Here is a 13,154-nt window from a genome sequence, read left to right as displayed (position 1 = left end):
GATACGCCTACGTGCTGTTCGACCGCGTAGGTCGTCCCGACACGTTTGATGTGGCCTGGAACCTAGCGCACTGATATTTCGGCGCAAGCGACAATGAGATCCCATGAAATCTCGTTGTGGCTTCGTGATCTGAATCGAGGCCAACTGGGCTACAGAACCCCTTTCGGGTGGTCTTTCCTTGACGTTGTCAAGATCCACTTGGCGAGTCTCACCGCGCCGATACTCGAATCTTAGGCGCCGGATGGCGCGTCGCGCACCACGCAGGTCAGCCGGGCGGTGCAGGACCGTTTGCCCGATTCGTCCGTAATGACGATCTCGCTGGTGATGGTGCCCCTGCCGACGTGCATCGGGGTCGCGACGCCGGTGACGATGCCGCTGCGCACGCCCCTGTGATGGGTGCACGACAGCTCGAGACCAAGAGCCAGCCTGCCCTCGCCCGCGTTGAGTGCGGCGCAGATCGAGCCGAGCGTCTCCGCGAGCGCGGCGTTGGCCCCACCGTGCAGCAGCCCGTACGGCTGCAGGTTGCCCTTGACCGGCATGGTCGCGACGACACGCTCCGGGCTCGCCTCGGTGACGACGAGGCCGAGCTTGTCGTTTAATTGCTGGTCAACGAAGGCGGGGTCGATGGTGTAGTCGGCGATCATGTTGCTCATGTTCGGCTCGGTCAACGCTGGCTCCTCCTGCACAGGGACACACCCGATCCAGTGTCGGTGCTCCACCCTAGACTCGCGGACGTGAGCCCTACCGAGAACACCAGTACCAAGCCGCGCCTGCTCCTCATCGACGGACACTCCATGGCCTACCGCGCCTTCTACGCGGTGCCAGCCGACCGGTTCCGCACCACGACGGGGCAGGTCACCAACGCGGTTTTCGGGTTCACCTCCATGCTGATCAACCTCCTGCGTGATGAGCAGCCGACGCACCTCGCGGTCGCGTTCGACGTCTCGCGCAAGACGTTCCGCTCCGAGGCGTTCGCCGACTACAAAGCCACCCGCACCACCACCCCGGACGACTTCAAGGGCCAGGTCTCCCTGATCACCGACGTGCTCGAGGTGCTCAACATCCCTGTCTTGCAGAAAGAGGGCTACGAGGCCGACGACATCATCGCCACGCTGGCCACCCAGGCGCGCGAGCTGTCCTACGACGTGCTGATCTGTACCGGCGACCGGGACGCGCTGCAGCTGGTCTGCGACGAGATCACGGTGCTCTACCCGCGCAAGGGCGTGTCTGACCTGATGCGTTTCGACCCGGCCGCCGTCCAGACCAAGTACGGGCTCTCCCCTGAACAGTACCCGGACTTCGCCGCGCTGCGCGGCGATCCATCGGACAACCTGCCCGGTATCCCTGGCGTCGGCGAGAAGACCGCGACCAAGTGGATCGCGCAATTCGGCTCACTCGGTGAGCTTGTTGACCGCGTGGACGAGGTCAAGGGCAAGGTCGGTGACGCGCTGCGGGCGCACCTCGAGAGCGTGCTGCTCAACCGGCAGCTCACCGAGCTGGTCCGCGATGTTGACCTGGAGTCCGCGCCGGCCGACCTGGAGCTGCGCGCCTGGGACCGGGACGCGGTGCACCGGCTGTTCGACGAGCTGGAGTTCCGGGTGTTGCGAGACCGGCTGTTCGAGTCGTTGAGTAGCGCCGAGCCCGAGGCCGACCAGGGCTTCGACGTGCGCGGCGGCAAGGTCGAGCCGGGCACGCTCGCGGCGTGGCTGGCCGAGCATGCGCGCGGTGGCGAGCCGACGGCGTTCGCGGCGCGCACCATCGGCACGTCGGTGACCGCCGATGTGCGCTCGCTCGCGCTGGCGGCGCCGGACGGTGAGGGCTGCTACCTCGACGTCACCGAGCTTGGCCAGGACGACGAGCAGGCGCTGGCCGATTGGCTCGCCGCCGCCGACGCCACCAAGGTCAGCCACGGCTGCAAGACAGCGCTGCACGCCTTCCGTGCGCGGGGCTGGCGCATCGCGGGGTTGTCCTCGGACACCGAGCTGGCGGCGTATCTGGTGCGGCCGGGGCAGCGGTCGTTCTCGCTGGACGACCTGGTGCTGCGCTACCTCGGCAGGGAGCTGCGTTCCGAAGACGGTGACGGGCAGCTGTCCCTGCTCGACGCGGGCGACGGCGAGGACCAGCTGGTCGCGGCGGAACTGCTGAAGGCCCGTGCCATCGCGCAGCTGGCGTCCGTGCTGCACGCCGAGGTCACCGCGATCGGCGCCACCAGCCTGCTCGACACCATGGAGATGCCGCTGTTCCTGGTGATCGACGAGCTGGAGTCGGCTGGCATCGCGGTCGACGTCGAGCAACTGACCGCGTTGGAGGCCCACTACGGCGACCGGGTCAAGCGCGCGGCGGAGGAGGCCTACGCCGTCATCGGCAAACAGATCAACCTCGGCTCGCCGAAACAACTGCAGGTCGTGCTGTTCGACGAGCTGCAGATGCCCAAGACGAAGCGCACCAAGACCGGCTACACCACCGACGCCGACGCGCTGCAGACGTTGTTCGAGAAGACCGAGCACCCGTTCCTGCAACACCTGCTTGAGCACCGCGACGCGATGCGGCTGAAGGTGACCGTGGAGGGGCTGCTGCGGTCGGTCGCCGCCGACGGGCGCATCCACACCACGCTGCAGCAGACCGTCGCGGCCACCGGCAGGCTGTCGTCGACCGAGCCGAACCTGCAGAACATCCCGATCCGCACTGAGGAAGGCCGCCGGATCAGGGATGCCTTCGTCGTCGGCGAGGGGTATGCCGAGCTGATGACCGCCGACTACAGCCAGATCGAAATGCGGATCATGGCGCACCTGTCGGAGGACGCGGAGCTGATCGAGGCGTTCCAGTCCGGGTTCGACTTCCACGCGGCCACGGCGGCGCGGGTGTTCGGTGTCGAGCCGAGCGAGGTGTCGGGGGAGCAGCGGGCCAAGATCAAGGCGATGAACTACGGCCTGGCTTACGGGCTGTCGGCGTACGGGCTCTCCCAGCAGCTGCGGATCTCCACCGGCGAGGCACGCGAGCTGATGGACGAGTACTTCGCCCGGTTCGGTGGGGTGCGCGATTACCTGCAGTCGGTCGTCGTCGAGGCGGGCAAGGTCGGCTACACCGAGACGATCTTCGGGCGGCGGCGGTACCTGCCCGACCTGGCCAGCGACAACCGGCAACGCCGGGAGATGGCCGAGCGCATGGCGCTCAACGCGCCGATTCAGGGCAGTGCCGCCGACATCATCAAGGTCGCGATGCTGGGCGTTCACAAGGCGCTCGCCGCCGAGCAACTGCGCAGCCGGGTGCTGCTGCAGGTGCACGACGAGCTGGTGATCGAGGTGGCCGAGGGCGAGCGAGACGTCCTCGAGTCGCTGGTCCGTAAGGAGATGGGCGCCGCGTACGAGCTGGCGGTGCCGTTGGAGGTGTCGGTCGGCTACGGCCGGTCGTGGAACGAGGCCGCGCACTGAGGGTGGCTCGGCTACGGGTGCGGGAATTCGATCGGCTGCCAGCGGACGCCGTCGGTCGCACGGAACCAGCGGCCCGGCTCCTCGGCTGAGCGTGCCACGTAGCCGCCCCGGGTCCAGCGTGGTGACACGACGGACGTGCCAACGGCGGCTTCGAACGTGCGCCCGTGGTCGTCGCTGCGGTACCGCACCCCGTCCTCGGCGTCGACCACGGATAAGACGTCACGGGGAGCGACGATCGGAACGCCGCTCATGCTGCTGGGCGCGGCGGACGTTGTGGCATGCCAGGTTCGTTCCCAGTCGCTGCCGTTCTCGCGATGGAAAATGCTGACGAGTCTCCCAGCGCCGCCGGAGTAGCGGTCAACGAGAACGGCATAGGCATGGCCATTCCTGCTGGCCAGCATGACGCGGTCGATCGGGCCGCCGTCGAACGGCAGCGTGGCGACGGACCAGCTGCGCCCGTCGTCCTCGCTGACGGCTACCGCGGGCCTTCCGGTGGCGCGATCGCGGCCGGTGACCCACCATCGGCCGTCGTGGGTCGGGACCGGCTCGGGTGCGGGGTCGTCGACCGCGGGCTCGTTCGCCAGGAGCGCGGGGCGTCCCGAGCCTGGTGGAATCACCACGATCCGGGTGTCGCGGCACGAGGCTGGCGTCGTGGCGGGCTCTGCGCAGGAGCGTTCCAGGATGCCCCCCTTCGGGATGCGTTCGAGCGTGCGTTTCACCGTTGGCAGGACTACGTGCCAGTGACGCCCGCAGTCGTCACTGATCATCCGGTGCCCGTTGACCGGGCCGACGGCGACCGTGCAGCCGCCGAGCGCGACCAGCTGACGCCGGTAGTGGTGCGATCGCACCTCGATGGCGCTGAGGAGCGGAAACTTCCTGACCTGCCAGTGATCGCCGTCTTCGGTGACAAGCAGCCTCGGCCCACAGCGCTTGTTGTCCAGCGGCCTCGTGCACCGCCCCCAGAGCGCGAAGCCATGGCCATCGGCCGCGAAGTCGACGTCGATGACCGACCCAGCGCGGGTGACGAACTCAGGGCCAGGCAGCGGAGGAGGTGGCTCGGGCCGCTCGATCGAACGGTCTGGTGACGGGTTCAGCCGAGGCGCGATCACCATGACCGCGACGAGAACGGAGGCGAGCAGAAGCAGCCCTGCCAGTTGCTTCCCGCGATGAGCAGGTGGTGGGTCGTGACTCGAGCCCCTCATTGACGTCACCTGCTTCCAGGTTACGGCCACGAGGCTGGCGGCATGCCTGGCGTCGCGGTGGCTCCTCGCCAGCCGGATGAGCTGCGTGGGAGCGTGCCGCTGATCGGGCGACGTTCGGACACGACACGGGCCGTTGCGGCGGTACCGTTTTGTTATGTCCTCGCATCGAGCCTTGATTCTCGGTGGCACCGGCATGCTCTCCGGCGTAGCCGGGTGGCTCGCTGGGCAGGACTGGCACGTCGTGGTGCCCAGCAGGCGGTACTGCCCGATCCCGGTGGACGAGGTCCACGGCAGAGTGTCCGCGGAACCCCCGCGCGGCCGCGTGCGGTGGGTCGAGGCGCGGTGGGAGCGGCCTGAACGGCTGGCCCAGGACGCCGCTCGCGCGCTTGGTGGGCCCACCGACCTGCTGGTGTCGTGGGTGCACTCGGCATACCGGGTGCCCGTCCTGAACGCGGTGACCGGTCTGCTCGCCGAGGACGCGCCGGTGGTCGAGGTCCACGGCGATTCGGGTCCGCCCGGTGAGCCGGAACCCGCGTTGTCCGGGCATCCGACGCAGCGGGTCGTGCTTGGCTATGTCAGGGAGGGCACCAGCACCCGCTGGCTCACCCACGCGGAGATCGTCGACGGCGTCTTGGTCGCCGTCCGCAGAGCGCTCGCGGACCGCCCGCTCACTGAGCACCATGTCGGAGAGACCGCCCCACGTCCGGCGCACTGACGACTGACGTCCGACGCGGTGAAGATGGCATTCATCGCAGCAGCGCGGCTGGCTTGCACACCCACTTCGTCCACAGCGGCCGGTAGCCTTTGCGCGGCCAGAACACTGTGGACAGCGGATTGGCCAGGTCGTAGAACAAGAACGTGCCGCGCTCGGCATCGGCGTCGAGCATCTGGTGCGCCGCTTCGACCAGCGCGCCGCCCACACCGGTCCCGCGCGCGTCCGACGACACCGCCAGTGTGCCGATGTAGCCCCACTGCCCGGCGGGCAACCGGTGCTGAATCCAGGTCCCCTTGGCGGCCCGTGCCAGGCCGCAGTCCGCGGCGCCGACCGCGACCCCGTCCGACTCGGCGAGCAACACCCTGCCGCTGAAGTACACCGATCGCCGCATGCTGGTCGTGATCAATTCGGTGGCGTTGTCCCGCATGGTGCCGCCGATGACCCGCAGCGAGTACCGCAGCTCCATGGACTGAAGTGCCACCAGTTCGTCCAGATCGGACAGCGTGGCTCTACGCACGGTGACATGGGTATGGCCCGCGCTGGACGTCTGGCTGTGGCGCTCGCCGGGCTGTTCGCCACGAGCGACTCCAGGCACCGCGCCGGACGCCGCACCTCGCGTGCGTATCGCGAGCACGCTCATCGGCATGAATCCGTGCCGGAACAGCGCTGGCGCGACGTCGACGTCTCTGCTCGGCCAATACAGTTCCACCGCGGTGTCCGCGTCAGAGAACTCGTCGGCGGTGACATCGGTGTCGAACCAGCGACGGAGTCCGTCGAGCGACGCGGTCATGCCCGCCTCGCCGGTGTCGCCGAGCAGCGGCGTCACCTCCCACACCGTGCGCGGCATCCAGAGGCTTTGCACCATGCCGGAGTCGTAGCTCGCGCGGTATACGCCGCAATGCACCGCCCTGCCGTCCGGCAGCCGTGCGGTGACCGGTGGGTCGGAGAGTGCGGCTGGCGTCGGCAACGCGGGGTCAAGCTCATCCCACCGCCGGGTTTGGGCGTCGGTGAGGTGCTCCATTCAGTCTCTCCGGCAGCAGAAGATCGCCGTGCCGGGGAACAGCCTGCCGCGCAGCGGACTCCACTGCCCCCACACCTGGGTGTGCCCCTCGGGCCATTCCGGTTCGATCAGATCGTCCAGCGTGAACCCGGCGGCGCGCAGCGCGCGGACGTAGTCACCGAGCGTGCGGTGGTACTCGACGTAACTGGCCGCACCGGTGTCGTCGACCTCAACGTACGGGGTGCGGTCGAAATAGGGCTGGGTGACGGTCAGTCCCGCGGGACCAGGGTCATCCGGAAAGATCCACCTCATCGGGTGAGTGACGGCGAACACCCACCGCCCGCCGGGCCGCAGCACCCGGTACACCTCGCCGAATATCGCGGCCAGTGAGGCGACGAAGGGCACCGCGCCAAACGCGGAGCACGCGCTATCGAAACTGCCGTCGGCCAGCGGCAACCGCTCGGCGTTGGCCCGCAGCAGCGCGGGACGCAGGCCGGTGCGGCCGTTGGCGGCGACGGCGTGGCGGAGCATCCCCTCGGAGAGATCGACGCCGACGACGCGCGCGCCCCGCGTGAGCAGCCACCGTGCGCAGGGCGCCGATCCGCAACCGACCTCGAGGACGTCCGTGCCAGCGACGTCGCCGAGCAGCCTCGACGACTCCTCGGTGAGCCCTTCCGGGCACCACACGAAATCGGCGTCGCCCAGGAAATCGCCGTGTTCGGCGTGGTAGTCGTCGGCGTCGGCGTCCCACCAGGCGCGGTTGGCCGCTTCCGCTTCGGCCGAGGCGACGGCCCGGTGCGCGACAAGCGCCACACCTGCGGATGTCGTTCCAGATTGTTGCGCTGTCACTGTCCTCCTACTCGGGGTGGGACCCTGGTTTGTGCTGCTGCTAAACGGCCGCGTAGGATACCTCTAGCGCAGTGGGTTTGCGCTGCCTTATGCCCAGTCATGATCCGCTGGGGTCGGGTCGCGCACCGTTTGCGGTGATGTCGGCGACCATCCGCGTCCGGACGTTCGCACTCTACCGCTTGGCCACCACCGCGCGTGCAGAACTGAGAAACGTAGACCACCCAACGACAATCCATAACCGGAGCAACCCACCTAATGTCCACCGACACCACCACCGCCCCGACTGCGACCGCGCAGCTCACTCAAGTCGCCGTCAATGACATCGGGTCGGAGGAAGACTTCCTCGCCGCGATCGACAAGACGATCAAGTACTTCAACGACGGCGATATCGTTGAAGGCACCATCGTCAAGGTCGATCGGGACGAGGTCCTGCTCGACATCGGCTACAAGACCGAGGGCGTCATCCCCTCGCGCGAACTGTCCATCAAGCACGATGTCGACCCGGCTGAGGTTGTCGCTGTGGGCGATGCGGTCGAGGCGCTCGTTCTCCAGAAGGAGGACAAGGAAGGTCGCCTGATCCTGTCCAAGAAGCGCGCCCAGTACGAGCGCGCTTGGGGCACGATCGAGGAGCTCAAGGAGAAGGACGAGCCGGTCTCCGGCACGGTCATCGAGGTCGTCAAGGGCGGCCTGATCCTCGACATCGGCCTCCGTGGCTTCCTGCCCGCCTCGCTGGTGGAGATGCGCCGGGTGCGCGACCTGCAGCCGTACGTCGGCCGCGAGCTCGAGGCCAAGATCATCGAGCTGGACAAGAACCGCAACAACGTGGTGCTGTCCCGCAGGGCCTACCTCGAGCAGACCCAGTCCGAGGTGCGCAGCGAGTTCCTCAACGCGCTCGCCAAGGGCCAGGTCCGCAAGGGCGTCGTGTCCTCGATCGTCAACTTCGGTGCGTTCGTCGACCTCGGCGGCGTCGACGGTCTGGTCCACGTCTCCGAGCTGTCCTGGAAGCACATCGACCACCCGAGCGAGGTTGTGCAGGTCGGCGACGAGGTCACCGTCGAGGTGCTCGATGTCGACATGGACCGCGAGCGCGTGTCGCTGTCGCTGAAGGCCACCCAGGAAGACCCGTGGCGTCAGTTCGCCCGTACCCACGCCATCGGCCAGATCGTGCCGGGCAAGGTCACCAAGCTGGTGCCGTTCGGCGCGTTCGTCCGCGTCGAGGACGGCATCGAGGGTCTGGTGCACATCTCCGAGCTCGCCGAGCGCCACGTGGAACTGCCGGAGCAGGTCGTGCAGGTCAACGGCGAGGTCATGGTCAAGGTCATCGACATCGACCTGGAGCGTCGCCGCATCTCGCTGTCGCTGAAGCAGGCCAACGAGGGCTTCACCCCGGACGCCGAGTTCGACCCGACACAGTACGGCATGGTCGCCGAGTACGACGAGCAGGGCAACTACATCTACCCCGAGGGCTTCGACCCCGACACGCAGGAGTGGCAGGAAGGCTACGAGAAGCAGCGTGAGGAGTGGGAGAAGCAGTACGCCGAGGCTCACGTGCGCTATGAGAAGCACATGAAGCAGGTCTCCGAGGCCATCAAGGCCAACGCGGAGGCGGCTGCGACTGGTGCTGGCGCGCCGGACCCGAACGAGGGTGCCACCACCGGTGGTGGCGGCGAGCAGAACTACAGCAGCACCGGCTCTACCGGTTCCAGCGGCACGCTCGCCAGCGACGCGCAGCTTGCCGCGCTGCGGGAGAAGCTCTCCGGCGGCCAGTAAGCCACAGGCTCGCAGGAAGGCCCGTCATGCTCCGTGCGTGGCGGGCCTTCGCTGTGTCCAGGCGACACGCACACCGGCACTCGACAATGCCCCGATTAGGGCCGTTATCGAACTGTAGGGTGACACGCCGCGTGTCTACATGTCTTGACTCACATCTGTGCGTACTGTCTGGCGGCAGTAAATCGCCCACATGGAGGACCGATGCAAGCAAAGCACATCGGGAGGCACCGGCTCGGGACGCCGGGGCTTGTGCACTGCGTCGAACATCGTCCGGTGGCCGAGGCGCTCGCGGAGTTCCGGCGCAGCTGGTTCGCTGCATTGCTGGTTCCTGCCAAGCACAGCCTTGCTGGGCTGCGCCGCAGGGCTCGTGCGTCGTCGACGCACGAGCGCGTCTTGGCATCGGCCGCGTCCGCGTAGCACGGTCGCGCAGGCGTGTGGGGGCACGCGCCTGCGGCTGGATAACGCGACACGACTGGCACTCCCCGGTCGGCCTGCACTCGTGGGGACGCGAGTGCAGGCCACCGTGTGCCCCGAGCGTGAGCAGGAGCCGAGCAGGGTGGCGGCGCGGGCCCGCGACGGGGCTGTTTGAATGGCGGCATGCTGCGCGTGGGACTGACCGGGGGCATCGGGGCCGGCAAATCGACCGTGGCGAGCAGGCTCGCCGAACACGGCGCGTTGCTCATCGATGCCGACACCATCGCGCGTGACGTCGTTGAGCCCGGCACGCCGGGACTGGCCGCGATCGTCGCGGAGTTCGGTGACGGCGTGCTCGCCGAGGACGGTTCGCTGGACCGGCCCGCGATGGCGGAGCGGGTATTCAACGACGACACAGCGCGTTCCCGGCTGAACGGCATCGTGCACCCGCTCGTCGGGGAACGCACCGCCGAACTCCTCGCCACGGCCGCTGACGACGCCATCGTGGTGCATGACGTGCCGCTGCTGGTGGAGAACAATCTCGCACCGTCGTATCACCTGGTGCTCATCGTGGACGCTCCTGCCGATGTCCGGGTGCGGCGGCTGGCGGAGTCGCGTGACATGCCGGAGCGTGATGCCCGCGCCCGCATCGCGGCGCAGGCCGAGGAACGGCAGCGCCGCGCGGCGGCCGATGTCTGGCTGGACAACAGCGGCACCCCGGACGTCGTCAGGTCCGAGGTCGACGCGCTGTGGACCGAGCGGCTAGTGCCGTTCGAGGCGAACGTGCGACTGCGCCGTCCCGCTCCGTGGGGCCGGACGTTGGTGGAACATGATCCGGTGTGGCAGGAACAGGCCCGGCGCGTGCTGGACCGGATCCGGCTGGTTGCGGGGGAGCGCGCGGTGCGTGCTGATCACGTCGGCGCGACCGCCGTGGTGGACCTGCCCGCCCGCGACGTCCTCGACCTGCAGCTCACGGTGCGTTCCGCCCAGGACGTCGACGCCCTCGCTCCGGCGCTGACCGATGCCGGCTTCCCCCTCGCCGACGCCGTGTCCCCCGTTCCAGACGCTGTGTTGCACGGTGGTGCTGACCCGGGGCGGCCGGTGTCGCTGCGAGTGCTGGTCGACGGAAGCCCGGCGGCACGGCGCGCGCTGCTGTTGCGTGACTGGCTCCGCGCCGACGTCGATGCCAGGGCGGAGTACGCGCGGATCAAGCGAGAGCACGCGGACGTTCCCGGCATTGCCGATACCGCGACCGGCGCTGCCAGCGCCGCTGAAACCGTTGGAGACGTGCGCTACGCCGAGGCGAAGCGGATGTGGTTCGACGACGTCACCGCCAAGGCGGATCGCTGGGCCGCTGAGACCGGCTGGACGCCATGACAGGTGCCATGAAGGGTGTCTTCACGTAGCGATGCGAGGACGCTCCTCATAACACCTCATCCCGCGGGCACCAGCCGGAAGTCGCCGGAGATTTCGCCGATGCGATCCAGCGGATACACCCGCAGCAGGATCCGCCCGACGCCGTCGGATGTCACCCAGCCGTAGACACGCGAGTCGTCGGAGATCGCCGGGTTGTCGCCGAGGACGAAGTAGCTGCCGTCCGGCACCACTGCCGTATCCTGCGCGCCCGACGTGCCGTCGGTGTCGCAACAACGCCGGACGTCGCCCCAATGGTGCTGCCACACCGGCGCCGCCACGCGTTGCCAGCCGTCGTCACCATGTGGCCGGACGAACACCTCCGCGCCGCCGTCGACCGGATCGATACGGACCTCGTCGCCGGGCAGGCCGATGACCCGCTTGACGATGCGGGCGCCGTCATGGCGGAGTGCCACGATCTCGAAGCGTTCGACGTCGGCCACGTCAGAGAATGGGTCGATAAGAATGCGATCTTGGTCGGACAACGTGGGCGTCATGCTGGTGCCTTTAACGTGAAGGGACAGCACGATCGCGATCAAGGCCGCGACGCCGAGCACCACGACGATCGCTAGAACGGCTGCCAGCGCGACACGCAACGCGGTTACGTGTGTGCGAGAGGTGTCACGCTCTGCCACTGTCGTTCCTTGCCTCGATGACGGATTCGTCTAGTTTACCGAGTGTCAACAGGGCAGGTTGGCGGGCTTCTAACGAGCGATGTGCCAGAAGGATGCGGTTCGTTATCAAATAGTGACCTCTAACTCTCTGTGACCTACGCGCCGAGTCGGACATGATGTAACCCGACAGTGTGATGGCCGTTGAGCTGGATCATGACGAGCTTCGGCCAATCTACACGTCCTAGTGATGTATCTAGTCGCCAGTAACTATTAGTGACTCAGGCGACAATTTGTACGACTTGTTAAGTTAATGCGTCTATTGCATTGTTCGGTGGCGCGTGTCACTCTCCGTCGAGCCGCATGGCGTTACCCGGAGTACGGCGACGCGACCCAGGTCAGAGCGCGGATGGGTCGCCGAGTCCGCCGGGTCACGGCAGGCGGTCGGTTCCCACTGGCTGGCGCCATGGGTGCTGGTCATACCAACACGGGAGGTACTAGATGAGTGATATGACCATAGGCAGGACGCGCTGGGGCAGATTCTCAGTCGTCTTCGCCGTCGCCGCGGTTGCGATCGTGGCGCTTGGTCTCGCTATCGCGAAGGGGCTGCTCGCCGCGTCCTTCAACGTCAACAATCAGCCGTTCCAGATTCAGTCCGCCGGGCTGAACGGCTCCGGGTTCGGCGCGATCATGGACGACGTCACGAAGGACAACGCGGACGGGACCACGGACGGGCAGGCGGTCGCGCGGGCCGGGTTCGAGACGGCCGATCTGGACGGCCTGTGCGCCGCGGTGCACCAGGACGTTCTCGGGCTGCCGTTCACACTGCGGATCACCGCGGGTGACCCGACCGACGGCGTCGCCGACATCAACGCGGGGGACCTGATCCTCGACGGTGAGTCGGTGCAGGCCGACGCGACGATGTCGGCGCTGGCGCTCGGTAAGAGCGCCGACGACGTGGTGATGGGTTCCAGCACGCAGTCGCTCGGCGGCACGGCGGGTAACTTCGGTCTCCAGGCGTCGACGGCGAATCTGACCGGGCTGGACGCCAGTGCCTACGCCACCACGGTCGCGGGCAGCATCCAGCTCAACGATCTGGCACTCGGCATCGAGTCGGGAACGAACAACTGCGCCATCGTTCCCTAGCGATTCCCCAGGTGGAGTTGGTGGCGGCGACTCGGCTGCCACCAACTCCCCACACCGGCAACTCCACTCACCTGGTGCGCACCTCATTGTACTGATCATCACGGAGGACCCATGTCTGCTGTGACACCGTCCGCCGAGCAGGTGGCGACGCCGCCTGCCGACACCACACCGCAGGACGCCGAGGCGTCAGGCAGGCTCCGGCGCGCCTGGCGATGGTTCGCGCTGTTCCGCAGGACGCGGCCGTTCTGGGGATCGATCTGGCTTGGTCTCGGCGGCTGGATCATCATGTCACTGACGTTCGCTCCGCTGCAGGTCACGCTCGCCGCGGGGGTCGGCGGGATGTCCGGCTACATCCTCGGCGGCGGCATGCTGCTGTTCGCCGGTTTCGGCTTGTTCGCCCCATCGCAGCGCCAACTCGCCGGCCTGCTCGGCGTCGGCTTCGCCATCGCCGCGCTCGTGCTGTCCAACCTCGGTGGATTCATCGTCGGCATGCTGCTCGGTGTGCTGGGCGGCGGCATGGTCTTCGCGTGGGGCCCGAAGCCAGAACGCCCCCTGTTGCGGCGGATTATCCGGCGGGAACAGGTCGCCGATGCCAGCTAGGGG

At 67.7% G+C, this 13,154-nt stretch carries 12 protein-coding genes; 7 read left to right on the top strand and 5 right to left on the bottom strand.

Annotated elements, in window-relative coordinates; translation table 11 throughout:
* Positions 1-230: 230 nt before the first annotated feature.
* Positions 231-653: a hotdog fold thioesterase gene (locus AMYHA_RS16230; RefSeq protein ID WP_034277544.1), complete on the bottom strand. Its 423-nt coding sequence runs from the start codon at positions 651-653 to the stop codon at positions 231-233.
* 81 nt (positions 654-734) lie between these two features.
* On the opposite strand from AMYHA_RS16230, the gene polA reads away from it, so the two are divergent.
* The gene (polA, locus tag AMYHA_RS16225) at positions 735-3,431 is read left to right on the top strand and encodes a DNA polymerase I (RefSeq protein ID WP_034272243.1); all 2,697 of its coding nucleotides are present in this window, start codon (positions 735-737) and stop codon (positions 3,429-3,431) included.
* An 11-nt stretch (positions 3,432-3,442) separates the two neighbouring features.
* Here polA and AMYHA_RS16220 read toward each other — a convergent pair whose 3' ends face one another.
* A complete protein-coding gene (locus tag AMYHA_RS16220; RefSeq protein ID WP_034272241.1) occupies positions 3,443-4,633 on the bottom strand; it encodes a beta propeller repeat protein in 1,191 nt (396 codons plus the stop codon).
* A 154-nt stretch (positions 4,634-4,787) separates the two neighbouring features.
* Here AMYHA_RS16220 and AMYHA_RS16215 point away from each other — a divergent pair, with 154 nt between their 5' ends.
* On the top strand, positions 4,788-5,348 hold the full coding sequence (locus tag AMYHA_RS16215) for a Rossmann-fold NAD(P)-binding domain-containing protein (RefSeq protein WP_051399988.1): 561 nt from the start codon (positions 4,788-4,790) through the stop codon (positions 5,346-5,348).
* 31 nt (positions 5,349-5,379) lie between these two features.
* On the opposite strand, the gene AMYHA_RS16210 is transcribed toward AMYHA_RS16215, so the two are convergent.
* A complete protein-coding gene (locus AMYHA_RS16210; RefSeq protein ID WP_034272238.1) occupies positions 5,380-6,369 on the bottom strand; it encodes a GNAT family N-acetyltransferase in 990 nt (329 codons plus the stop codon).
* Positions 6,370-7,197, bottom strand: coding sequence for a class I SAM-dependent methyltransferase (locus AMYHA_RS16205; RefSeq protein WP_051399987.1), 828 nt, complete (start codon positions 7,195-7,197; stop codon positions 6,370-6,372).
* Between the two features lie 255 nt (positions 7,198-7,452).
* Here AMYHA_RS16205 and rpsA point away from each other — a divergent pair, with 255 nt between their 5' ends.
* The 3 genes from rpsA (at position 7,453) to coaE (ending at position 10,758) form a co-directional block, all read left to right on the top strand.
* Positions 7,453-8,967 carry a 30S ribosomal protein S1 gene (gene rpsA, locus AMYHA_RS16200; protein ID WP_034272234.1) on the top strand — a complete coding sequence of 505 codons (1,515 nt, stop codon included), beginning with the start codon at positions 7,453-7,455 and terminating at the stop codon, positions 8,965-8,967.
* A gap of 201 nt (positions 8,968-9,168) precedes the next feature.
* Positions 9,169-9,384: a hypothetical protein gene (locus tag AMYHA_RS16195; protein WP_034272231.1), complete on the top strand. Its 216-nt coding sequence runs from the start codon at positions 9,169-9,171 to the stop codon at positions 9,382-9,384.
* Positions 9,385-9,564: 180 nt separating this feature from the next.
* On the top strand, positions 9,565-10,758 hold the full coding sequence (gene coaE, locus AMYHA_RS16190) for a dephospho-CoA kinase (RefSeq protein WP_034272228.1): 1,194 nt from the start codon (positions 9,565-9,567) through the stop codon (positions 10,756-10,758).
* A 56-nt stretch (positions 10,759-10,814) separates the two neighbouring features.
* On the opposite strand, the gene lepB is transcribed toward coaE, so the two are convergent.
* The gene (gene lepB, locus AMYHA_RS16185) at positions 10,815-11,429 is read right to left on the bottom strand and encodes a signal peptidase I (protein WP_051399986.1); all 615 of its coding nucleotides are present in this window, start codon (positions 11,427-11,429) and stop codon (positions 10,815-10,817) included.
* Positions 11,430-11,906: 477 nt separating this feature from the next.
* Here lepB and AMYHA_RS16180 point away from each other — a divergent pair, with 477 nt between their 5' ends.
* A complete protein-coding gene (locus AMYHA_RS16180; RefSeq protein ID WP_157362162.1) occupies positions 11,907-12,551 on the top strand; it encodes a DUF6230 family protein in 645 nt (214 codons plus the stop codon).
* 111 nt (positions 12,552-12,662) lie between these two features.
* Positions 12,663-13,151 (top strand): DUF6114 domain-containing protein, encoded by a 489-nt coding sequence (locus tag AMYHA_RS16175; protein WP_196776911.1) that lies wholly within the window; start codon positions 12,663-12,665, stop codon positions 13,149-13,151.
* The last annotated feature ends 3 nt before the right edge of the window (positions 13,152-13,154 follow it).

This window comes from Haloechinothrix halophila YIM 93223, assembly GCF_000504245.1.
GTDB classification, from domain to species: domain Bacteria; phylum Actinomycetota; class Actinomycetes; order Mycobacteriales; family Pseudonocardiaceae; genus Haloechinothrix_A; species Haloechinothrix_A halophila.
This window is presented reverse-complemented; position numbering and strand designations above follow the sequence as displayed.

Excerpts from the sequence above, each read along its gene's own strand:
- AMYHA_RS16230 (WP_034277544.1), bottom strand. The coding sequence starts at position 653 with ATGAGCAACATGATCGCCGACTACACCATCGACCCCGCCTTCGTTGAC.
- AMYHA_RS16220 (WP_034272241.1), bottom strand. The coding sequence starts at position 4,633 with ATGAGGGGCTCGAGTCACGACCCACCACCTGCTCATCGCGGGAAGCAA.
- AMYHA_RS16215 (WP_051399988.1), top strand. The coding sequence starts at position 4,788 with ATGTCCTCGCATCGAGCCTTGATTCTCGGTGGCACCGGCATGCTCTCC.
- AMYHA_RS16210 (WP_034272238.1), bottom strand. The coding sequence starts at position 6,369 with ATGGAGCACCTCACCGACGCCCAAACCCGGCGGTGGGATGAGCTTGAC.
- rpsA (WP_034272234.1), top strand. The coding sequence starts at position 7,453 with ATGTCCACCGACACCACCACCGCCCCGACTGCGACCGCGCAGCTCACT.
- AMYHA_RS16195 (WP_034272231.1), top strand. The coding sequence starts at position 9,169 with ATGCAAGCAAAGCACATCGGGAGGCACCGGCTCGGGACGCCGGGGCTT.
- coaE (WP_034272228.1), top strand. The coding sequence starts at position 9,565 with ATGCTGCGCGTGGGACTGACCGGGGGCATCGGGGCCGGCAAATCGACC.
- AMYHA_RS16180 (WP_157362162.1), top strand. The coding sequence starts at position 11,907 with ATGAGTGATATGACCATAGGCAGGACGCGCTGGGGCAGATTCTCAGTC.
- AMYHA_RS16175 (WP_196776911.1), top strand. The coding sequence starts at position 12,663 with ATGTCTGCTGTGACACCGTCCGCCGAGCAGGTGGCGACGCCGCCTGCC.